The 22847-nt window shown below is 63.7% G+C and carries 18 protein-coding genes; 4 read left to right on the top strand and 14 right to left on the bottom strand.

Annotation, left to right across the window (positions count from 1 at the left end; translation table 11 throughout):
* Positions 1-16: 16 nt before the first annotated feature.
* Positions 17-1342, bottom strand: coding sequence for an aspartate aminotransferase family protein (locus ACO06R_RS08945; RefSeq protein WP_421858692.1), 1326 nt, complete (start codon positions 1340-1342; stop codon positions 17-19).
* 232 nt (positions 1343-1574) lie between these two features.
* Between ACO06R_RS08945 and ACO06R_RS08940 the strand changes: the two genes are divergently transcribed.
* Entirely contained in the window at positions 1575-2180 is a 606-nt protein-coding gene (locus ACO06R_RS08940) for a TetR family transcriptional regulator C-terminal domain-containing protein (RefSeq protein ID WP_421859302.1), read from the top strand.
* Positions 2181-2209: 29 nt separating this feature from the next.
* Here the strand turns inward: ACO06R_RS08940 and ACO06R_RS08935 are convergent, their stop codons facing one another.
* The 5 genes from ACO06R_RS08935 to putA all read right to left on the bottom strand — a co-directional run bounded on the left by ACO06R_RS08935 (position 2210) and on the right by putA (position 10395).
* Positions 2210-3115: an OmpA family protein gene (locus ACO06R_RS08935; protein ID WP_421858689.1), complete on the bottom strand. Its 906-nt coding sequence runs from the start codon at positions 3113-3115 to the stop codon at positions 2210-2212.
* A 59-nt stretch (positions 3116-3174) separates the two neighbouring features.
* Positions 3175-4089, bottom strand: coding sequence for a DMT family transporter (locus ACO06R_RS08930; RefSeq protein WP_421858686.1), 915 nt, complete (start codon positions 4087-4089; stop codon positions 3175-3177).
* Between the two features lie 19 nt (positions 4090-4108).
* On the bottom strand, positions 4109-5422 hold the full coding sequence (gene preA, locus ACO06R_RS08925) for an NAD-dependent dihydropyrimidine dehydrogenase subunit PreA (protein WP_421858683.1): 1314 nt from the start codon (positions 5420-5422) through the stop codon (positions 4109-4111).
* 38 nt (positions 5423-5460) lie between these two features.
* A complete protein-coding gene (locus ACO06R_RS08920; protein WP_421858680.1) occupies positions 5461-6786 on the bottom strand; it encodes an NAD(P)-dependent oxidoreductase in 1326 nt (441 codons plus the stop codon).
* A gap of 114 nt (positions 6787-6900) precedes the next feature.
* Positions 6901-10395: a bifunctional proline dehydrogenase/L-glutamate gamma-semialdehyde dehydrogenase PutA gene (gene putA, locus ACO06R_RS08915; RefSeq protein WP_421858678.1), complete on the bottom strand. Its 3495-nt coding sequence runs from the start codon at positions 10393-10395 to the stop codon at positions 6901-6903.
* Between the two features lie 118 nt (positions 10396-10513).
* Between putA and ACO06R_RS08910 the strand changes: the two genes are divergently transcribed.
* Entirely contained in the window at positions 10514-11005 is a 492-nt protein-coding gene (locus ACO06R_RS08910; protein ID WP_421858676.1) for an Lrp/AsnC family transcriptional regulator, read from the top strand.
* A 9-nt stretch (positions 11006-11014) separates the two neighbouring features.
* Here the strand turns inward: ACO06R_RS08910 and ACO06R_RS08905 are convergent, their stop codons facing one another.
* The 6 genes from ACO06R_RS08905 to ACO06R_RS08880 all read right to left on the bottom strand — a co-directional run bounded on the left by ACO06R_RS08905 (position 11015) and on the right by ACO06R_RS08880 (position 16369).
* Positions 11015-11458, bottom strand: coding sequence for an SRPBCC family protein (locus ACO06R_RS08905; protein WP_421858674.1), 444 nt, complete (start codon positions 11456-11458; stop codon positions 11015-11017).
* An 88-nt stretch (positions 11459-11546) separates the two neighbouring features.
* Complete coding sequence (locus ACO06R_RS08900; protein WP_421858671.1) at positions 11547-12341, bottom strand: crotonase/enoyl-CoA hydratase family protein; 795 nt, start codon at positions 12339-12341, stop codon at positions 11547-11549.
* Positions 12338-13198 carry a hydroxymethylglutaryl-CoA lyase gene (locus tag ACO06R_RS08895; protein WP_421858670.1) on the bottom strand — a complete coding sequence of 287 codons (861 nt, stop codon included), beginning with the start codon at positions 13196-13198 and terminating at the stop codon, positions 12338-12340. The genes ACO06R_RS08900 and ACO06R_RS08895 overlap by 4 nt, the downstream gene beginning before the upstream one ends.
* Entirely contained in the window at positions 13195-13869 is a 675-nt protein-coding gene (locus ACO06R_RS08890; RefSeq protein ID WP_421858667.1) for a glutathione S-transferase family protein, read from the bottom strand. Before ACO06R_RS08890 ends, ACO06R_RS08895 begins: the two co-directional genes overlap by 4 nt.
* Complete coding sequence (locus tag ACO06R_RS08885) at positions 13866-15845, bottom strand: acetyl/propionyl/methylcrotonyl-CoA carboxylase subunit alpha (protein WP_421858665.1); 1980 nt, start codon at positions 15843-15845, stop codon at positions 13866-13868. Before ACO06R_RS08885 ends, ACO06R_RS08890 begins: the two co-directional genes overlap by 4 nt.
* Before the next feature lie 8 nt (positions 15846-15853).
* Positions 15854-16369: an O-acetyl-ADP-ribose deacetylase gene (locus tag ACO06R_RS08880; protein ID WP_421858662.1), complete on the bottom strand. Its 516-nt coding sequence runs from the start codon at positions 16367-16369 to the stop codon at positions 15854-15856.
* 269 nt (positions 16370-16638) lie between these two features.
* Between ACO06R_RS08880 and ACO06R_RS08875 the strand changes: the two genes are divergently transcribed.
* Positions 16639-18063, top strand: coding sequence for an ArnT family glycosyltransferase (locus tag ACO06R_RS08875; protein ID WP_421858659.1), 1425 nt, complete (start codon positions 16639-16641; stop codon positions 18061-18063).
* Between the two features lie 18 nt (positions 18064-18081).
* Here ACO06R_RS08875 and ACO06R_RS08870 read toward each other — a convergent pair whose 3' ends face one another.
* Together ACO06R_RS08870 and ACO06R_RS08865 are read right to left on the bottom strand one after the other, a co-directional pair.
* Entirely contained in the window at positions 18082-19689 is a 1608-nt protein-coding gene (locus ACO06R_RS08870) for a carboxyl transferase domain-containing protein (protein ID WP_421858656.1), read from the bottom strand.
* A gap of 46 nt (positions 19690-19735) precedes the next feature.
* Positions 19736-20899 (bottom strand): isovaleryl-CoA dehydrogenase, encoded by a 1164-nt coding sequence (locus ACO06R_RS08865; RefSeq protein WP_421858654.1) that lies wholly within the window; start codon positions 20897-20899, stop codon positions 19736-19738.
* A gap of 111 nt (positions 20900-21010) precedes the next feature.
* On the opposite strand from ACO06R_RS08865, the gene ggt reads away from it, so the two are divergent.
* Complete coding sequence (ggt, locus tag ACO06R_RS08860) at positions 21011-22834, top strand: gamma-glutamyltransferase (protein ID WP_421858651.1); 1824 nt, start codon at positions 21011-21013, stop codon at positions 22832-22834.
* The last annotated feature ends 13 nt before the right edge of the window (positions 22835-22847 follow it).

The following is a 22847-nucleotide window of genomic DNA, read 5'->3' as shown; positions in this document are numbered from 1 at the left end:
TCTCCTTTAACGCGGCTCAGTCGATCGACAGCAGCACGCCGCGCAGTGTGTCGAATAGTTCGTCGATGTGGCTTTTCTCGATAATCAGCGGCGGCGACAGCGCGATGATGTCGCCGGTCGTGCGGATCAGGAGGTTGCGTTCATAGGCTTCCAGGAACGCCGAGAAGGCCCGTTTGGTCGGCTCGCCGGCAATCGGTTCGAGTTCGATCGCGCCGATCAGGCCGAGATTGCGGATGTCGATGACATGCGGGCAGTCCTTCAAGGAATGCACCGCCTCTTCCCAATAGCCGGCAAGCTCCGCACCGCGCGTCAAAAGCCCTTCCTCGTCATAGGTGTCGAGAGTCGCCAGCGCCGCCGCGCAGGCCAGCGGGTGACCGGAATAGGTGTAGCCGTGGAACAGTTCGATCATGTTCTCAGGCCCGGTCATGAACGCGTCGTAGATTGTCGACGAGCAGAACACCGCGCCCATCGGCACGACACCGCTGGTGATCCCCTTGGCGGTGGTGATCATGTCCGGCACGACATCGAAATAGTCGGCGGCAAACGGTGTGCCGAGCCGTCCGAAACCGGTGATCACCTCGTCGAAGATCAAGAGAATGCCATGCTGGTCACAGATCTCGCGCAACCGCTTCAGATAACCTTTCGGCGGAATCAGCACGCCGGTGGAACCGGCAACCGGCTCGACAATGACCGCCGCGATCGTTGACGGGTCGTGCAACTGGATGATCCGGATCAGGTCTTCGGCATATTCCGCGCCATGGTCCGGCTCGCCGCGGGTGAACGCGTTACGGGACGGGTCATGGGTGTGGCGCATGTGATCGACGCCCGTCAGCATGGTGCCGAAGGTCTTGCGGTTGGCGACGATACCGCCGACCGAAATGCCGCCAAAACCAACACCGTGATAGCCGCGTTCGCGGCCGATCAGCCGGGTGCGCGTGCCCTGCCCGATCTGGCGCTGGTAGGCGAGCGCGATCTTGAGCGCGGTATCGACACTTTCCGAACCGGAATTGGTGAAGAACACATGGTCGAGCGGCTTGGGCAGCTTGGCGGCCAGCCGGGCAGCGAGTTCGAAAGCGGCGGGATGGCCCATCTGGAACGCCGGCGCATAGTCAAGCGATTCGGCCTGCCGCTTCAGCGCCTCGACGATCTTCGGCCGCTTGTGGCCGGCATTGCAACACCAAAGCCCGGCCGTGCCGTCGAGAATCTGGCGGCCGTCGCCGCTGGTGTAGTGCATGCCCTCCGCATCGACGAGCATGCGGGGGTTCTTCTTGAACTGCCTGTTTGCCGTATACGGCATCCAGAATGCTTCGAGATTGTTCGGCGCAACGGCACGATCAGACATTATGCACCACCTGTCTCCGGAACCCGGTCCATGAGTTTTCGTTTCCGCGGCACGACCGATAGGCTTTCGCAACGGAATACCGCTTGACCCTCACTTGACCGTTTGGTCAAAATGAACGCTAAAAGAGCTTTCGAACCGGGTCAAGTGTGCCTACCATTGCATGAAACCGGCCGGCAGAGGAACTGGAAGAATAGGCTACGTGACCCAAGCCAGCTCAAAATCCGCCAAGCCCATGTCGCGCATCCAGGAGGCCAATCGAAAGGCCATTCTCGACGCGGCGCTGGAAGTGTTCGCCACCTCGGGCTTTCGCGGCGCGACGATCGACGAGATCGCTCGACGAGCGGGTATGTCGAAGCCGAATTTGCTCTATTATTACAAGGGCAAGAAGCAGATTTATCAAAAGGTGCTTGAGGAAACGCTCGACGCATGGCTGGCGCCGTTCGCCGACATCGACCCCAAGGGCGATCCGATCGAGGAACTCCGCCGCTACATCACCGCCAAGCTGCAGATGTCGGCAAGCCAGCCCGAGGCCTCGAAGCTGTTCGCAAACGAGATCCTGCACGGCGCGCCGGTGATCGGTGACTTCCTGAACACGACGCTGAAGGAATTGGTCGACGAGAAGACCAAGGTCATCCGTCAGTGGGTCGGCGAGGGAAAGCTCGCGCCGGTCGATCCCTACCACCTCGTCTTCATGATTTGGGCGACGACTCAGCATTACGCGGATTTCGACGTACAAATCCGCGCGATCATCGGCTCGCAGGCCGGCCGTCCCGGTTTCACCGAGCAGGCCGCACAAGCAGTGCTAAGCGTGATCCTGAACGGCGTCAGGCCGCGCTAGCCCGACACGCTCCAGCCAAAGGCTTGCCCCTACCGCCGCAGGACCAGTTCGACCCGACGATTGGCGGCTCGTCCGGCCTCGCCGGCATTCGACGCCGCCGGCGCGAGCGGGCCGACGCCATGCCCTTCCAGCCTGGATGCCGCGATGCCGTAGTCGTCGGCAAGCGCGCGTACGACAGCGCGAGCCCGGTCGGCGGACAGGCCAAGGTTGAGATCCAGGCCGCCCGTCCAGTCGGTATGGCCGACTACCCAGACATTCGCTCCGGGCCGCGCCGAGAGGATTGTTGCCATGGCTTGAAGCGCGGGACCGGATTCGGTCGTCAGCGTCGCCTTTCCGGTCTCGAAATAGACACCCGGAATGGCGACATGGCCCATCAGGTCCAGCTCGTTGCCGAGCGCTTCTGCGTCGATCTCGACAAGACCGGTCTCCATGTTCTCGACTTCAAGGATCGTAACCTGATGCCGGTTCTTGGTGACGCCGACTGCCACATAGGCCGACTGCTCGCCCGACTTGATGAGGGCTGCGACATAGGCGCCGGCGCCCGGCAAATGGATCGTGCCGTTGAACCGCCCCCAGCGGCTACCCGCAAAACCAGGTCCGCATTCGGCATCAACGCATTGGAAAAGGACTTCCGCACCAGCCCCTTGAAGCGCGAGAACGTAATTTGCGTAAATCTCCTGCGCCGACCGGCCGAGCGGGTTTTGGTAGGAAACGCGCGTGAACCGACCTTCAAGCGGCAGACTTTCGAATTCCAGGCTGTCAGGAACGATGCCTGTGATCAGCTTGTACTCCTGGAAGGCGCTTTCGTCGCGGCGCGAGGGGATGGATCCCTCATAGCGGCTTACCAGCGGATGGTCCTCGATTTCGGCAGCATATGTGGCGCCCGAAACAGCCAGCAATGCAACTGTTGTAAGTAAAACTATCAGAATACGCATAATCCCTCCACAAAGCTCCGGTCTTTCTTCATACCGTCACGGTGGGATTACAGCACTTTCTAGTTGTCCGGCACAACAGCCAGCACAAGCAAGCCGCCGACAATGACCACTGCGCCGGTAAATACTGCGCCAGCCGCCCAGCCATGGCCCAGCAAACCTTCCAGCACGATGATGATCGCCGGCGTCAGATAGCCATAGGCCATCACCTTGCCGGCAGGCAGCCGCATGGCCGCGAACTGCAACAGGAAGAAGGTCGCCGCCGTGGTGAACACCGCCAGATAGGCGATGGCGCCCCAGACGATCACCGGCAGTGCCGACCATTCGGTCGTCACGATCGCGTTTGCGCCGTAGACCAATAGACACAGGGCCGTCGCGGCCAATACCCAGAATGACGTGACCACCACCGGTTCGCCGCGCGAGTAACGGCGGTAAAGCGGGGTGTAGAGGGCATGGCAAACCACGCCGAAGAAATAGATCGTCTCGCCGGGTCCAACGCGCAGCGCCAGCATGGCCTGGACATCGCCGCGAAAGATTACCCAAACAGCGCCGGCGCCCGCTACGAGGATGCTGACAAGCACCGACGGCCGGATGCGCTGGGCGAGCAGAAAGCGGCCGAAGATGGCTGCCAGAAGCGGCGTAAGCGTAAACACCGCGCCCACCGACACAGGGTCGGCGATGGCGAGCGCGTGAAACATGGTGACGAAATAGATCGCCATCAACGCGCCGAGAACGATGAAGCGCCAGGCGGCCCGCGGCAGGTGGAAGCGGTGGCCAGACAGCACGAAGGCGAAGACGCCCATCAGCGTGGCGCCGAAAACGAACCGCACCGCGTTGAGCGGCGCGGGCGCAATATGCGGGGCGGCAAGCGCGCCGAGCGAAAACGACCCAGCGATCAGCGATGCAAAGGCGGCCATCGCCAGATGACCGAGCAGTTTCTGCCGGCCGGTGGCATGCATCGTCGTCGAGGCCGCCATCCGACCGGAGCCGGACAGCCTATTCGGCCGCCTGCTTGGACCAGACTGACGGATTGTTCGGGTGCGTCGTCCAGTTTGCGTATTCCAAATCGACTGGCTTGCCGGTGCGCGGATCGACGCCTGAAATCGGCTCCATGGTGATGCAGCCCTCGACCGGGCAGACATTCACGCACAGATTGCAACCGACGCATTCCTCGTCAATCACCTCGAACATGCGCGCGCCGTCGACCGTGTTGGTGATCGCCTGGTGCGAGGTGTCCTCGCAGGCGATGTGGCACCGCCCGCACTTGATGCAGAGGTCCTGATCGATCTTCGCCTTGGTGACGTAGTTCAGGTTGAGATATTGCCAGTCGGTGACGTTCGGGGCCGCCATGCCGCGGAAGTCCTCGATGGACTTGAAACCCTTCTCGTCCATGTAGTTCTCAAGCCCGGTGATCATTTCCTGAACGACCTTGAAGCCGTAGGTCATGGCCGCCGTGCAGACCTGCACCGTGCCGCAACCGAGCGCGATGAATTCGGCGGCATCGCGCCAGGTGGTCACCCCGCCAATGCCGGAAATCGGCAGGCCGGCGGTTTCAGGGTTGCGGGCGATCTCGGAGACCATCGACAGCGCGATCGGCTTGACCGCAGGGCCGCAATAGCCGCCATGCGAACCCTTGCCGTCGATGGTCGGTTCGGGCGCGAAACTGTCTAGGTCGACAGCAGTAATCGAGTTGATCGTGTTGATCAGGCTGACCGCGTCCGCGCCACCGCGATGCGCGGCTTCCGCCGGCTTGCAGATGTCGGTGATGTTCGGTGTCAGTTTGACGATCACCGGCATGCGCGTGTGCTGCTTGCACCAGCGGGTCACCATCTCGATATATTCGGGCACCTGGCCGACCGCCGAGCCCATACCGCGCTCGCTCATACCATGCGGACAACCGAAATTCAGCTCAACGCCGTCAGCCTCAGTCTCCTCGACGCGCGCGAGGATCTTCTTCCACGGTTCTTCCTCGCACGGCACCATCAGCGAGACGATCATGGCGCGGTCCGGCCACTTGCGCTTGACCTCCTTGATCTCGCGCAGATTGACCTCGAGATCGCGATCGGTGATCAGCTCAATATTGTTGAGCCCCAGCAGGCGGCGGTCGGCGCCCCAGATCGCGCCGTAGCGCGGGCCGTTGACGTTGACGACGGGCGGACCGGCTTCGCCCAGAGTCTTCCAGACGACACCGCCCCAGCCGGCCTCGAACGCGCGCTCGACATTGTACTGCTTGTCGGTCGGCGGCGCGGATGCGAGCCAGAACGGATTGGGCGATTTGATGCCGAGGAAATTGGTGGAAAGATCAGCCATGGCGCGTCCTCCTTGCGTCGGTTGCCGTGCGAACGGGTTTAGCTGGCGACGAGCGCCTGATGAATGCTCTCAGCAGCATCGCGCCCCTGCGCGACCGCTGTGACGGTCAAGTCGTCGCCGGCATCGGCGCAGTCGCCACCCGCCCAGACCATCGGCATTGATGTGCGGCCTTCCTCATCGACGCCGATGCGACCGCCCGAAAGCGAGATTGCTTCGGCCGAACCGTTCAGCGCGTCAGGCGCAAATGCCTGTCCGATCGCCTTCATCACCTCGTCGCAAGCGATTTCGACGGTCTCGCCGTCGCGCTCGAAGACCATGCCGCTGACCGCGCCGTCAGTGGCGATCATCTGTTTTGGCGACATGTTGTAGCGAACCGTGACGCCACGGATCTTGGCGAGTTCCTGCTCGAATTCGGACGCCTTCATGCGCTCCTTGGGACCGCGGTAGCAGATCGTCACTTCGTCAGCGCCAAGCGCCTTGGCCTGCACCGCAGCGTCGACCGCAGTCATGCCGCCACCGATGACGACGACACGCCGACCAACCGGGATCGACGCGACATCGCCCGCTTGGCGCAGTTCGCCGATCCACGACACGGCATCGATGCTGCCTTCGGCATCGGTGTCGGCATTGCCGAGCGCGTTGACACCGGCAAGCCCCATGCCGAGGAACACGGCGTCGTAGTCAGCCGCGAGCCCGGCCAGAGCGATGTCGCGGCCGAGCTGCTTGCCGTAATGCACCTCGATACCGCCGACGGCGGTGATGTAGTCGACCTCGGCCTGCGCGAAGCCGTCCGGGGTCTTGTAGGCGGCGATGCCGAATTCGTTCAGTCCGCCAGCCTTCTCACGCGCTTCGAAGACATCGACATCATGGCCCTTCATGGCAAGCCGGTGCGCACAAGCGAGGCCCGCCGGACCGGCGCCGACGACAGCGACCCGCTTTCCGGTCGAGGCGGCACGCTCGTAGAATTGTCTTTCCTCGGCCATTGCGCGGTCGGTTGCATAGCGCTGCAACTGACCGATCTTGACCGGTTTGCCTTCCGCAATTTCCCGCACACAGACCTCTTCACACAAGGTCTCGGTGGGGCAGACGCGGGCACACATGCCGCCAAAGATGTTCTGGTCGAAGATGGTCTTGGCCGCACCGATCGGATTGTCGGTGGAGATTTCGCGGATGAACATCGGAATATCGATGGATGTCGGGCAAGCCGTCATGCACGGCGCGTCATAGCAGAAGTAGCAGCGGTCGGCCTCGACATGTGCCTCGTGCCGGTCAAGCGGCGGATGAAGATCGGAAAACAGCTCTTCATAGGTGTCGGCATCAAGCCGACCGGCCCTCACATCGCGTTGACGCACCGCTTCGCTCATGCGGAATTCCTCCTGACTTCGCGCGACCGGCCACGGCCGCGTGGATCGCATTCACGTCAGGATGCGCGAATTTTATCATAAGGTCAAATTTTTCTTCGAATCGTTCCAATCTGGTCAAGCGTTGGCCGCCAGCAGCTCGGCGTTGCCGCCTGTCGCTGTCGTGTCGATGCAGACATGACGCTCGACAATGAGCCGCGGCTCGGCGTGGCTTTCGCCAATCAGCGGCAGCAGCGGGCCGTCGCGCATGGCCAGCGCCTGGCGTGCGTTACGCATATCTGCCTTGTCACTCCACAGCATTACCGCGTCGAAACCGTCGAGCTCGCGCAACAGGCCCCGGTCAAGAAAGCCATCGATAGCATTTGCATCCCCGGTGCCCGGCACGACGATCATTGGCGTGCAGCCCTGGCGGGCAGCGAGTGCCGCCTGCGCTGTCGCGTCGGCGGCTGTCGGCCCCAGACAGAGTACGACCCCGCGCGGCGCGACCGACAGGCGGTTGGATTCGCCGGTCACGCCGGGCATGGCAACCGTGGACAGCACGTCGCGCGAAATCGTGAGGCCGGCCAGCTTTGCCTGTACTTCAGCCGCGTCGGCCATCTTGTTGATGGCCGGAAGCGCCGAATGCCGGGTGCCGGTGCGGATGAACCGGTCGAGATAATGCGGCCCGCCGGCCTTGGGTCCGGTGCCCGACAGCCCTTCCCCGCCAAAAGGTTGCGACCCGACAACGGCGCCGATCTGGTTGCGGTTGATGTAAAGATTGCCGGCATGAACCCGCGAGACGATGTGCTGTACCCGATCGTCGATGCGGGTGTGCAGGCCAAAGGTCAGCCCGTAGCCGGTGGCGTTGATCGCGTCGATCACCGCGTCGATCTGCGATGCTTCAAACGTTGCCACATGCAGCACCGGCCCGAATATCTCCCGGCCCAGATCGGCAATGCCGTTGATGCGGATGGCGACGGGCGCGCAGAACGTACCCAGCGCGGGCGCATCCAGTTCCTTCAAGATGCGATCTTCGTGCCGCGCTTTCTCGACATGAGCCGAAATCGTTGCCATCGCGTCGGCATCGATCACCGGCCCGACATCGCCGAACACTTCCCACGGATCGCCGATTGCGAGTTCGTCCATCGCACCGAAGAGCATCTCCAGCATGTGCGGTGCGACGTCCTCTTGCACATAGAGCACCCGCAGTGCCGAGCAGCGCTGGCCGGCCGACTGAAACGCCGAAGCGACGATGTCGCGGATCGCCTGCTCCGGCAGCGCCGTCGAATCGACGATCATCGCGTTCAGCCCGCCGGTTTCGGCGATCAGCGGCGCGTCAGGATCGAGGTGCTGCGCCATGGCGCGATTGATGATTTGCGCGGTCTCCGTCGACCCGGTGAAACAGACGCCCGCGATGCGCGGATCGGAGACCAGCGCCGCGCCGACGGTTGCACCGTCGCCTGGCAGGAGTTGCAGGACCCGCCGCGGCACGCCGGCCTCATGCAGCAGACCGACCGCGAGCGCGGCGATGAGCGGCGTCTGCTCGGCCGGCTTTGCCAGCACGCCGTTGCCGGCGGCAAGCGCAGCAGCGATCTGGCCGGTAAAGATCGCCAGCGGAAAGTTCCATGGCGAGATGCAGGCAAACACGCCGCGTGGCGCGGTTCCGCCCCGCTGTTCGATCTGGTCGGCATAATAGCGCAGGAAATCGACCGCCTCACGCAACTCGCCGACAGCGTCGAGCGGCGTTTTCCCGGCCTCGCGCGCCAGAAGCGCGAAGATACGACCGTAACTGGCTTCGTAGAGCGCGGACGCCTTGCGCAGAATGGCGGCGCGCTGCGCTGCCGAGGCATCCGACCAGTCGGCAGCAGAATCCAGTGCGGCAGCGACATCCGATGGCGCCGTCTCGGTCACGCTGCCAACCCGGTCGTCCGGATCGGCGGGATTGACGATCGTTCGCGGTTCGCCGCCGACCGGAGCGACCACCGTGAGCGGCATCGCCTCGAACCGGGAAACCTTGTGCGTCAACCGCGCCGCTTCGAAATCGGCAAGATCGCCTGAGTTGCGCAGATCCCAGCCCCTCGAGTTCGCACGCGATGGCGCGAATACCTCGGCGGGCTTGCGGATCGGCGAGGTATGACCCGCCGCCGGCAGCGCCTCGAAGGGATCGGCGACGATCCGCGCCACCGGCACTTCGGCGTCGACGATCTGGTTGACGAAGGACGAGTTGGCGCCGTTTTCCAGAAGGCGCCGGACGAGATAGGCAAGCAGGTCGCCATGCGCGCCAACCGGCGCATAGATCCGGCAGCGGGCCCGTTCCCGTTCCACGACGAGCCGGTGCAGTGCTTCGCCCATCCCATGCAGGCGCTGAAACTCGAATGCGCCGAAATCGTCCGCCAATTCCAGGATCGCAGCAACCGTATGCGCGTTGTGTGTGGCGAACTGCGCATAGATGCGATCGGACATCGCCAACAGCTTGCGCGCGCAGCACAGATAGGAGATGTCGGTATGCGCCTTGTGCGTGAACACCGGGAAGTCGGCAACACCGTCCACCTGCGCCCGTTTGATTTCGGTATCCCAATAAGCGCCCTTGACGAGGCGGATCATGATCTTGCGATCGAGGCGACTGGCCAGGCCATACAGCCAGTCGATCAACGGCGCGGCGCGCTTGCCGTAGGCCTGCACAACAACGCCGAAACCGTCCCAGCCGGCAAGCGCCGGGTCAGCCAGTACCGCCTCGATTACATCGAGCGACAGGTCCAGCCTGTCGGCCTCCTCTGCATCGATGTTGAACCCCATGCCGGCGTCGCGGGCGAGAAGCGCCAGATCGCGCAGCCTCGGTGCGAGTTCGGCCATCACCCGCTCTTTCTTGGCCAGTTCGTAGCGCGGATGCAGCGCCGACAGCTTGACGGAAATGCCCGGGTTGCGCCGCGGATCGTTTTGCGTGCAACCCGTGGCAATTGCCGCGATTGCCGCTGCATAGGATTGCCGGTAGCGCTCGGCGTCAGCCACGGTCAAAGCCGCCTCGCCCAGCATGTCATAGGAATAGCCATACCCCTTGGCTTCCATCGTTTCGGCGCGCCGCATCGCGGCCTCGATGGTTTCGCCGAGAACGAACTGGCTGCCCAGTTCCTTCATGGCGCGCTTGACCGCGGTACGGATGACCGGCTCGCCGAGGCGTTTGACCGCCCCGTGCAGCAGGCCGGCCATCCCGCCGCCGCCATCGGTGTCGAGCACGCGTCCGGTCAGCATCAGAGCCCAGGTCGAAGCATTGACCAGCGACGAACTGGATTTGCCGAGATGAATGCCCCACTGCGACGGCGCGATCTTGTCCTCGATCAGATCGTCCATGGTCGCCGCGTCGGGAACCCGCAGCAACGCTTCGGCCAGGCACATCAGCGCCACGCCTTCGTCGGTCGACAGGCCATACTCGGCCAGAAAGACTTCCATCAGGCCCGGATTGTCTTGCGCGCGGATGGCCTCGACGATCAGCGCGGCCCGCTGTGTGACGGCTTGGCGCGTTGTAACATCCGGCGACCATTCGGCTGCCAGATCGGCCAGAATCCGCGTTTCGTCGGCGCAATGCATGTCGCGCATCGCGCGCCGCGCCGCCTGCATGGAACCGCCTGCCGTCATCGATTGCCCCCGTTTGAACCGCTTTCGACCAGCTTATCATTGCTGATGAAGGCATATTTCCCTAGAATGCCCCAAAGGCGGGAAAGATTCCCGTTTTCCAAGCATTATCCGGGAACTGATGAGCGACTTTACGCAAGCAGAGAACCAATTGGACCGCTACGACCGCAAGATACTGGCGGAATTGCAGAGAGACGGACGCCTGCCAGTCACCGAACTCGCCAAGCGCGTCGGTCTGTCGAAAAGCCCCTGCCAAGTGCGCATGCGCCGGCTGATCGACGAGGGTTACATTTTGGGCTTTCGCGCCGTGCTCAACATGGCCAAGCTCGGTCGGGAACACGTGGCGTTTACGGAAGTGCGCCTGTCCGACACGACAGAGAAGGCGTTGTCGGCATTCGGCGACGCGGTGATGCATGTACCGGAAATCGAGCAGTGCCACATGATCGCGGGATCGTTCGATTTCCTGCTAAAAGTCAGGACGCGGGACATCGCCGCCTACCGCAAGGTCCTGGGAGAAACGATATCAGCGTTGCCGCATGTCGCCAACACGTCGACCTATGTGTCGATGCAGGCGGTCAAGGATGGCCCGCCGCCGGAAAACCGGGAAAGCTGATCCGCAACCCTATTCGGCCGAGACAGTCTCCGCGAAACGCTCGAAGAACGTCGCCGCCAACTTGCGCGACGTGCCGGCGACCAGCCGGCTTCCAAGCTGCGCCAGCTTGCCGCCGATATCGGCCTTTGCCGTGTAGCGCAGCACCGTTTCGCCGCCATCCTCGTCCAGTTCGACATCGGCACCACCCTTGGCGAAGCCGGCCGCACCGCCGCTGCCCTCTCCGGTCAGCGAGAAGCGCTCCGGCGCACCGGCGGGATCGAGGAGAACCTTGCCGCCGAACCGCGCCTTGACCGGCCCGATCTTCAAAAGCACCTTGGCTTCCAGTTCGGTATCGGAGTGTTTGACCAGTTCCTCGCAGCCGGGAATGCACTGCTTGAGAATCTCGGGGTCGTTGAGCGCCTCGTACACCTTGCCGCGTGGGGCAGCGATGCGGACTTCGTCATTCAATTCCAAAGGGACGCTCCTCCCCGCCGCGTGCGGCGGTCTTCTCGTTCGTTCAGCCGGCAATCAATGGCACGCAACGCTCGGCCAATGCAATGTGTCAGAATTCGTCCCGCCAGGGCGGCGCCTCGCGGGCGAAGAAAGCGGCGATGCCGTCCTGCGCTTCGCTGGTCTCCCAACGGTCCGCAAGCGCCTCGGCCGTCATGGTGAGAACATCGCCTTCCGGCTGGCGGGCCAGCGTCCGGCAGAGCGCCTTGGCGTCGGCGACCGCGCCCGGCGCACATTTGAGAATCGCAGAACACTCCATTTCGACGGCAGCGTCGAGGTCCGCCGGGGCGCAGGCGCGCGCCAGAAAGCCGGATCTCAGACCAAAATCGACATCAAACGTCGCCCCGGAAAAGAACACTTGCCGCGCAAACCCGGCACCCATCCTGCTGACGACGAACGGGCCGATCGTCGCCGGAATCAGGCCGAGCCGCGTTTCTGTCAGAGAAAACCGCAAGCCTTCGGCGGCAATCGCAACATCGCTCACTGCGATCAGACCGATGCCGCCGCCATAGGCGCGACCGTGCACGCGGGCGACGACCGGTTTCGGCAACGCATTCCACGCCGCCAGCATGCCGGCGAGCGCCCGCGCCTCGGCAATCTTTCCGGAGCGGTCCTGTTCGGCCTGCGCCTTCATCCAGTTGAGATCGCCGCCGGCGCAAAACGATTGCCCCGCACCGGCGAGGACGACAGCCCTCACGGTCTCTTCACCGGCGAGTTGCGCTGCCACCGCATCCAGTTCGCGGATCATCTGCGCGTTCATCGCGTTGTGCTTGTCCGGCCGGTTCAGCGTCACGGTCGCGATGCCGCGCGCATCGATGTCCAGCAGGATGGTCTCGTAGTCGCTCATTTCGGCCCTCCAGAAACCGTATCCGCCAGAAAGGCCTGCGCGGCGAGCAATCTATCCATGTCGAGGCCAGCATCAAATCCCTCGGCTTCGAGCATCCGGACAAGCGGGATGGTCGACACATTGCCCTTGGCGTCCGGCGCATAGGGGCATCCGCCGAGCCCGCCAATGGCACTGTCGAACGTCCGCAGCCCGAATGCGAGGCTCGCCTTCACATTGTCGAGCGCCCGGTCGCCTGTGTCGTGGTAATGGCCGGCCAGTTTTTCCGCTGGCACTGCGTCGACGACAGCCTCCAACATGGCGCGGATCGTCTCTGGCGTGCCTTTGCCGATGGTGTCGCCGAGCGAGATTTCGTAGCAGCCCATGGCAAGCAGCTTGCCCGCGACATCGGCAACCGCAGCCGGCGCGATATCGCCTTCATAGGGGCAGCCGACGACGCAGGACACATAGCCGCGAACCGGGATGCCGGCCGTACGCGCCGCCTCCATGACCGGCGCGAAGCGCTCAAGGCTTTCGGCAATCGAGCAGTTGATGTTTTTCTGGCTGAACGTCTCTGACGCCGATCCGAAGATCGCGACCTCGTCGGCTTTCGCCGCCAACGCCCGCTGGAAGCCCTTCAGGTTCGGCGTCAGCGCAGCGTAGGAGACACCTGGCCGCCGGGTGATTTCGGTCAGAACCTCCTCGGCGTCAGCGAGCTGCGGGACCCACTTCGGCGAGACGAAACTGGTCGCCTCGATGTGACTGAAACCGGCCTCCGACAGAAGGTCGATCAGCGCGATCTTGCTGGCCGCCGGTATGATCGCCTTCTCGTTTTGCAGGCCGTCGCGCGGGCCGACTTCGAAGATGCGCACGTCGCTCACTGCACAATGTCCCAAGCCGGATAGAAATCACGGACATAGAGCTTCACGTCATCCGCCTCTGGCAGGGAGGCGATAAAGCCCGGACGCGCGCTGATCCGCCCGTACCAAGCTTCGAGCGCCGGGAAATCGTCAAGAGCCGCGAAGTGCTTCGCCATGTAGACCGCCTGCCCGACAGCAATGTCGGCGGCTGAAAAACCCGATGTCAGAAGCATGTCGCGTGCCGCTTCGGGGTCGGCAAGGCGGGCCTCGATGGCGGCGTAGCACTTCTTCAGCCGCGCCGCCTCCAGCTTCATGACGATCGGCGAGCGCATGCTGTCGTCGTAAAGTGCGACATGCTGCTGGGTCAGCGCGGCGGCGTGCTGGCTGACCGTCTCGGCAAAATGCAGCCATGTCAGCCATTCGGCCCGCCCCGCGTCGCCGGGGAGCCGGCCAAGGCCGGCATCCGGGAAACGCTCGCAAAGATACTCGGTCATGGCGCCGCTCTCGAACATTGTCATGCCGTCGATCTCCAGCGCGGGCACGCGCCCCGCCGGCGAAAGCTCGAGATAAGCCGGATCGCGCAGGCTCTTGTCGAATGGGTGGATCACGACCTCAAACGGCACGCCGAGTTCGTGCAGCAGCCACAACACACGCATCGAACGCGTCTGCGGGCAATGGTGCAGTCTGATCATGCATCGGCCTCCTCGAACCGCAGCAATATCGCGCCACCCTCCACGGTTTCGCCCGCAGCGCACAGCACGTCGGCGACCGTCGCCTCGCGCGGCGCGACAAGGCTCGTCTCCATTTTCATCGCTTCCAGCACGATCAGCTTGTCGCCCTTGGCGACCGCCGAGCCCGGCCGCACATTGACCGCCCTGACAACGCCCGTCATCGGCGATGAAACCACGTCGCCCTCCTCCGCATGATGCGCGGCGGCCAGCAGCGGATCGTCGAAGGCGAATTCATGCGTTGTTCCGCCGAAGCGCACCGACACCGCGCTGCCCTCGACAGTGGGATACACCGCCAGGCGTGCCTCAACAGCCATGCCATGCGGATCCAGGCGCAACCGAATGCGGTCGCCGTCGCGAACAACGTCCCGGAACCGGACCGCCTCATTGCCGCCGGTCAGGCTTGCCGAGCCGTCACCATGCAGGACAAGCCGTCGTTCCAGCCGTTCGCCATCAACAGTAAACGCGATGCGATGCGCGGCCTCGCCCCACAGGCGCCAGCCTGCAAAGGCGGCGTCCAGTTCGATGCCGAGCGCGGCGAACGCGGCGCTGGCAACGGCCACTTCCTGCGGCGGCTCGCGCCCGATCAGCGACGCCAGATCGCGGTCGATCAGGCCGGTGTCGACCGAGCCGGCGGCAAACCCTTCATGGGTGGCCAGCGCCTCCAGGAAGGCGAGATTGGTGACCGTGCCGGCGATGTGGGTTTCTGCGAGCGCGACGCGCAGACCGGCAAGCGCCACGTCACGCGTTTCGCCCTGGGTGACGATCTTGGCGATCATCGGATCGTAATGCGGCGTCACCGCATCGCCCGAGCGCACGCCGGTGTCGTTCCGCGCCGCGTCGCTGAAGGCCAGATGATGCAGTGTTCCCGTCTGCGGCAAGAAGCCGTTGGCCGGGTCTTCCGCATATAGCCGCGCCTCGAAGGCATGGCCGCAAATCGCTATGTCGGGCTGCGCCAGCGGCAGCGGCTCGCCGGCGGCGACCCGCAACTGCCATTCCACCAGATCAAGCCCAGTTACCGCTTCGGTGACCGGATGCTCCACCTGGAGGCGCGTGTTCATCTCCATGAACCAGAAACCGTCAGGCCTGAGCGGCCCGGAGCCATCGGCGATGAATTCGATTGTGCCGGCACCGGAATAGTCGATTGCCCGCGCCGCCTTGACGGCCGCCTCGGTCATCGCGGCGCGGACCTCCTCGGTCATACCCGGCGCTGGCGCTTCCTCGACAACCTTCTGGTGGCGGCGCTGCAACGAGCAATCGCGTTCAAACAGATGAACCGCATTGCCGTGATTGTCGCCAAAGACCTGCACCTCGATGTGGCGCGGCGACGTGACGAACTTCTCGACCAGCACCCGGTCGTCGCCGAAGGCCGCCCTCGCCTCGCGCTTGGCCGCCGCCAGCGCATCCTTGAACTCGGGTTGGCTGTCGACCTTGCGCATGCCCTTGCCGCCGCCGCCGGCGCGCGCCTTGATCAGCACGGGGAAACCGATCTCCGCCGCCTTGGCCGACAGAACGACGACTTCCTGCGCCTCGCCGTGATAGCCGGGCACGACCGGTACGCCGGCCTTTTCCATCAACCGCTTGGCGGCGTCCTTCAGGCCCATGGCGCGGATCGATTTCGCCGACGGACCGACAAAGACAAGCCCGGCCTTCTCGACCGCTTCGACGAAATCCGGGTTTTCCGAAAGAAAGCCATAACCGGGATGCACCGCCGCCGCGCCCGTCGCCTGCGCCGCCTCGATGATACGGGCAGTGTTCAGATAGCTTTCCAGCGGTGCCGGTGGGCCGACATGCACCGCCTCGTCGGCCATCTCCACGTGCAGGGCGTGCCGGTCGGCATCGGAGAAGATCGCGACCGTTTTGATGCCCATACGGCGCGCGGTGCGAATGATGCGGCAGGCAATTTCTCCGCGATTGGCGATGAGCAACTTGTCGAACATGGGATCCTTCAAAGCGCGGCAATGGCGGAACGGTGCAGTTCCGCCGATTTACTACTGAAACAACAAAACGTCACCTGCTGCAGCACGGGAAGACCGGCCAGGCAGTCCGCGACGGCGCGGACGGCGATAGCGGCCGCCTCCTCGGGCGGATAGCCATAGACACCAGTAGAAATCGCAGGAAAAGCGACTGTCGAACAATTGTTTACATCAGCAAGTTTAAGCGACTTGCGATAACAGGACGCGAGCAGTTCAGGCTCGTTCTCGTTGCCGCCGCACCAGACCGGGCCGACCGTGTGGATCACGTGGCGCGCCGGCAGATCGTAGCCCTTGGTGATCTTAGCCTCGCCCGTCGCGCAACCGCCAAGCGTCCGGCATTCGGCGAGCAGTTCAGGCCCGGCGGCCCGGTGGATCGCCCCGTCCACGCCACCGCCGCCAAGCAGGGAGGAGTTCGCCGCATTGACGATGGCGTCGACGGCAAGCGTCGTGATGTCGGCTTCGATGACGGTCAGGCGCCCCGCCGTCATGCTGGCATCCGAAGTTGTCGAACCATAATACCTCCCCTTAAGAAGCGGTTTACCGCGCCTGCGACCTCGTGCAAGAGGCTTCTTGCCCGCAGGGCGACAAACGTGGCGCCATTTCCTGGCATTTTCGCATCGAGAGGCCATCATTCAGCATGAATGACATCAGCACCCCGCGACCAGCGCACGCGCGTTTCTCTCGGGACGAGCCTCCACTCGGAATCGCAGGCCTTCTTGGTCTTTTCCTTGCAGCCCACCTCATCACCGCCTGGCTGATGCCGCTCAATATCGACGAGAGCTACGCAGTCATTGTGAGCCGGCAACCGACGCTTGCCTTCTTCGATCATCCGCTGCTCGCCTTCTCGCTCGCACAATGGTCCGCACAGATTTTCGGAGCCGAGTCAAACCTCATCGTCAGGCTGCCCTATGTGATGCTCGGCACGGGCACGACCTGGCTCGTCTGGAGCCTGACCCGGCGGTTCTCGGCACGGGCGGCACTCTGGGCGGCATTGCTGTTTGCCGTCGCACCCTATTTCTGCATAGCCGCCAACCGGTTCGTCGGACCTGACGGACCGCTCAATTTCTTCATCATGCTGGCGATCTGGCTCGTCTTTCCTGCCGTGTTCGACAGAGAGCCCGACCGGCCTATTCTTCGATGGGTGCTCGGCGGCGCAGCGCTTGGCGCCGCCATGCTGTCGAAGTACCATGCGCTGGTCTTCGTCCTCGCCGCGCTGATCGCGTTGCTTGTACTCCCTGCCGGGCGCCAGTCTTTTCGCACGCCAGGACCATGGATCGGAGCAATGATTGCCGCGTTCATGCAGCTTCCGACGCTCATCTGGAACGCCCAGAACGGCTGGGCTTCTTTTCTCTTTCATACAGGACGGGTCGGAACCCAATCCGGACTGGTATTCGATCCGGCCGGTCTATTGCAATTGGTTCTCGGCCAGATGGGGTTTTTCTGGCCGGTATCCTGGGTGTTCGCCCTGCTGGCTATCATCGCAGCTTTCCGGCAGAAAGCTTCGCAAGAACGCAAAGCCTACGCGGTCATGGCGACGACGCTGATCCTTGTGTTCTATGCGGTCGCGCTTGTCGGCAGCCAAAGCCCGCCGCACTGGAGCATGCCCGGCCTGGCGATCGCCATGCCGCTCGTCGGAATTTGGTGCACCGAAACCGGGCCACGGCTACGCCGGTACCTGAGGCCGCTTTGCTGGCTCGGCATTTATGGCGTCCTCCTCGTTCTCGCGCTCGCAACCTGGCACATGCGATGGGGGTTGCCCTACATGGATCACCCGATCGTGGCTGAATCAGAGTTGCGGTGGGATACCAGCGACTGGAACGATCTCGTACCGGAGTTAAAGGCCCGCGGTATTATCCTGGGCGATGATGACTATGCATATGGCTTGACCTATTCGAGGGCTGGCAAGATCGGTTATGCGCTCGGCCCGGACATCACGGTCTACGTGTCGCCAGCAGATCCCCGCCACCTCGCCCATATGCGTCATCCGCCCATACCGCGGGACGTCGCCGGATACGCGTTCGAGCCGGCCAGGCTGAGTGCTGCCGGACGGCGCACTGCACAGTTCGAGAAGGTGCTCGACGCCGTGTTCAGGAATGTCGAAACGCTACCGCCGGTCATCCAGACGCGCGGCGGGACCGACAGCTTCGCAATCCTGGTCTTCCGGGTGTCCGGGCCACGCTGAGCTCGGCGGCGCCATGCCTCACATCCTGAACACGCCGAACTTGGTCTCCTCGACCGGCGCATTGAGCGCCGCGCGCAGGCTCAACGCCACCACGTCACGGGTCTTGCGCGGATCGATGATGCCGTCGTCCCACAGCCGCGCCGAGGCGTAGAGCGGGTGCGACTGGCGCTCGAACATCTCCAGTGTCGGGCGCTTGAACTCGGCCTCTTCTTCCGCCGACCACGTGCCGCCCTTCGCCTCGATGCCGGCGCGCCGCACATTGGCCAGAACGCCGGCGGCCTGCGCCCCGCCCATCACCGAGATGCGCGCGTTCGGCCACATCCACAAAAAGCGGGGCGAATAGGCGCGGCCGCACATGCCGTAATTGCCCGCGCCGTAGGAGCCGCCGATGATGACGGTGACCTTCGGAACCGCAGCGGTCGAGACCGCCGTCACCAGTTTGGCGCCGTCCTTGGCGATGCCGCCGGCCTCGTATTTGGAGCCGACCATGAAGCCCGTGATGTTCTGCAGGAACAAAAGCGGGATCTTGCGCTGACAGCACAACTCGATGAAATGCGCGCCCTTCATCGAGCTTTCGGAAAACAGCACGCCATTGTTGGCGAGGATACCGACCGGCACGCCATCGATGTGGGCAAAGCCGCAGACCAGCGTCGTGCCGTAGCGCGGTTTGAACTCGGCGAAGTCGGAGCCGTCGGTAATGCGGGCAATCACCTCGCGCACATCGAATGGCGTCTTGGGATCGGCGGGTACGATGCCCATGATGTCGTCGGCGGCAAGCGCCGGCGGCCGCGGCGCGGCAAGCGTGATGTTGGGCTCAGGCGCAGGGCCGAGATGGCCGACAATCTCGCGCGCCAGCGCCAGCGCGTGGTCGTCGTTTTCGGCCAGATGATCGGCAACACCTGACAATCTGGTGTGCGTGTCGCCGCCGCCCAGCGTCTCGGCGTCGACGACTTCGCCGGTCGCTTCCTTGACCAGCGGCGGGCCGGCAAGAAAGATCGTGCCCTGGTTCTTGACGATGATTGTCTGGTCGCTCATCGCCGGCACATAGGCGCCGCCGGCCGTGCATGAGCCCATCACCACGGCGATCTGGGCAATGCCCTTGGCGCTCATCCGCGCCTGGTTGAAGAAGATGCGCCCGAAATGATCCTTGTCCGGAAAAACCTCGTCCTGGTTGGGCAGGTTGGCGCCGCCTGAATCGACGAGGTAGATACAGGGCAGCCGGTTTTCTTCGGCGATCTCCTGGGCCCTGAGGTGCTTCTTGACGGTCAGCGGATAGTAAGTCCCGCCCTTCACGGTCGCGTCGTTGCACAACACCATGCAGTCGCGGCCCGCCACCTTGCCGATACCGGCGATCGCGCCGGCAGACGGGATGTCGTCGTCATAAACGCCGTTTGCCGCAAAAAGGCCGATCTCCAGAAACGGCGAACCATTGTCGAGCAGCCCGGCGATGCGGTCGCGCGGCAACAGCTTGCCGCGCTTGACATGGCGTGCGCGCGAGGCTTCCGACCCGCCTTGCATGATGCGCGCGGCTTCGGCAGCAATCGCCTCGTATTGCCCCTCCATCGCATCCCGGTTGGCCGCGAATTCCGGCGCTGCATGAGTTAAAGAGGAAGAAAGGACAGTCATAGACGATTCCACATGTGCATTGTCTGATCGATCGCAGGCGGCGCGCTCACACCGTCTCCTGAAACAATTCCCGCCCGATCAGCATGCGGCGGATCTCCGACGTGCCAGCGCCGATCTCGTAGAGCTTGGCGTCACGCAGCAGACGGCCGGTCGCATAATCGTTGATGTAGCCGTTGCCGCCGAGGCACTGGATTGCCTCCAACGCCACTTGCGTCGCCTTCTCGGCGGCATAAAGGATACAGCCGGCCGAATCCTTGCGCGTCGTCTCGCCCCGGTCGCAGGCCGCCGCCACCGCATAGACATAGGCCCGGCAGGCATTGGTCGTCGTATACATGTCGGCGAGCTTGCCCTGCATCAGCTGGAACGTGCCGATTGGCTGGCCGAACTGCTCGCGCTCATGCACATAGGGCACGACCACATCAAGCGCGGCGGCCATGATGCCGACCGGCCCGGCGGCCAGTACGACGCGTTCATAGTCGAGCCCGCTCATCAACACATTGACGCCCTTGCCCTCTTCGCCGAGCACGTTCTCGAACGGTACCTCGCAGCCCTCGAACACCAGTTCGCAGGTGTTGGAGCCGCGCATGCCGAGCTTGTCGAGCTTCTGCGCGGTGGAGAATCCGGCCATGCCCTTTTCGATCAGGAAGGCGGTGATGCCGCGCGGCCCGGCCTCGGGATCGGTCTTGGCGTAGACGATCAGCGTGGTGGCGTCCGGACCGTTGGTGATCCACATCTTGTTGCCGTTGAGCACGAAGCGGTCGTTGCGCTTCTCGGCGCGCAGTTTCATCGAGACGACATCCGAACCGGAGCCCGGCTCGCTCATCGCCAGCGAACCGACATGCTCGCCCGATATCAGCCCCGGCAGGTACTTCGCCTTCTGCTCGGACGTGCCCCAGCGACGCAACTGGTTGACGCAAAGGTTGGAATGCGCGCCATAGGACAATCCGACCGAAGCCGAGGCGCGGCTGATCTCCTCGATGGCCACGCAATGGGCGAGATAGCCCATGCCGGCCCCACCCTCCTCCTCGGGCACGGTGATCCCGTGCAGGCCGAGCGCGCCCATCTTTTCCCACAGATCCATCGGGAATTCATTCGAGGCGTCGATCTCGGCTGCACGCGGCGCGATTTCGTCCGCCGCAAAGCGCTGCACCATGTCGCGCAGCGCTTCGATCTCCTCACCCAGCCCGAACCGCATCGTCTTGTCGAACATTAAACGCTCCTCCTCGCCGTGGCGTCATTTGCCCGTTGATTTGTGACATATGCAAGTCTTGCCATGACATTATTCGCGTCGTCTACTGCTTCGGCAAACGGAGGAAGAGCCATGAAGACGCATGCCCGCGCCTGTCTTCTCACTGCCGCCATCGCGGCCATCGGCCCGACCCAATCTCCGGCCATGGCGCAGCAATCAGCCGACGCCATAGCGCCGGAAGTCGCGACCCCGCGCGGCAATATCGCCGTTTCGCCGCAGACGCGCGCCGCGCTCGACGCCAAACAGGCCGGAGTACCCGTCAAGGCCAGGCAATGGATGATCGTCGCCGCCAATCCGCTTGCGGTCGAGGCTGGCGCGCGCGTGCTCGAACAAGGCGGCAGCGCCGCCGACGCAATGGTCGCGACGCAGGCTGTACTGGGCCTTGTCGAGCCGCAGTCCTCCGGGCTCGGTGGCGGCGCGTTTCTCGTCTGGTACAACGCGGCGACCGGCGAGATCACCACGCTGGACGGACGCGAGACCGCTCCGATGACGGCGAGACCGACGATGTTCCAGGACGAGAATGGCGAGCCGATGAAGTTTTTCGACGCGGTCGTCGGCGGTCGTTCGGTCGGAACTCCGGGTACTCCAGCGCTGCTTGAAGAAGCCCACAAACGCTGGGGAAAGACCGAATGGGCAAACCTGTTTGACGATGCGATCCGGCTTGCCGAAGACGGTTTTGTCGTATCGCCGCGGCTTGCCGGGTTGGTCTCGCGGGACGCGGAACGGCTGGCGCGCTTTGAGGCCACGGCCAGTTACTTCCTGCCGGGCGGCACGCCCCTGAAGGTCGGCGAATGGCTGGTCAACCAACCCTATGCGGAGACGCTGCGTGCGCTCGCGGAAAAGGGCGCTCCGGCCTTCTACTCCGGTCCCATCGCCGAGGCGATCATCGAGACGGTCCGGAACGCGCCGGGCAATCCCGGCGTGCTCGCCCAACGCGATTTCGACAACTATGCGGTCATCAAGCGCCCGGCGGTCTGCGCGCCCTATCGGGAATACCAGATCTGCGGCATGGGCCCGCCATCCTCCGGCGCGCTGACGGTCGGGCAGATCCTTGGCATGACGGCGGAGTTCGCGCTCGACATCCTTGGCCCGGACGATCCGCAAAGCTGGCGGTTGATCGGCGACGCCTCGCGTCTCGCCTTCGCCGACCGTGGGCGCTACATGGCCGACAGCGATTTCGTGCCGGTTCCGGTCAAGGGACTGCTCGATCCTGACTATCTGCGCGAGCGAGCGCAACTGATCGAAGGCGACAGGACAGATGGCTTCAGCGCGTTGCCGGTGGTCGCACCGGGCCTGCCTGCCTTCGACCACACGCTCCTGCTCGCCGATGACGAATCGATCGAACTGCCATCGACAAGCCACATCTCGATTGTCGATGCCGCCGGCAACGCACTGTCGATGACCACGACCATTGAGAACGGATTCGGCTCGCGTCTGATGACGGGCGGCTTCCTGCTCAACAACGAATTGACCGACTTCTCCTTCCGCACGCACCGAAACGGAAATCCGATCGCCAACCGGATCGAGCCGGGGAAGCGGCCCCGCTCTTCCATGGCGCCGACCATTGTTCTAAAGGACGGAAAACCGGTGCTGGTGATCGGGTCGCCGGGCGGCAGCCGCATCATCGGCTATGTTGCCAAGACCATCATCGCCCATCTGACCTGGGGCCTGGACATCCAGCAGGCCATCGCCATGCCGCACCGGGTCAACCGTTTTGACACCTACGATCTGGAAGAAGGCACGGACGCTGCCGCGATGCAGGCCGATCTGGAGCAGATGGGCTACCCGGTCAGCGTGCGCGACCTGAATTCCGGACTGCATGGCATCGTCATAACGCCGGACGGGCTGGAAGGCGGCGCCGACCCGCGCCGCGAGGGCATCGCACTCGGGAAGTAGCGTTTTTTCTGCG

This window comes from Oricola sp. (assembly GCF_965230365.1).
Classification (GTDB): Bacteria; Pseudomonadota; Alphaproteobacteria; order Rhizobiales; family Rhizobiaceae; genus Oricola.
Note: the sequence above shows the minus strand (reverse complement) of the source record. Positions and strands in the feature narration are given on the sequence as shown.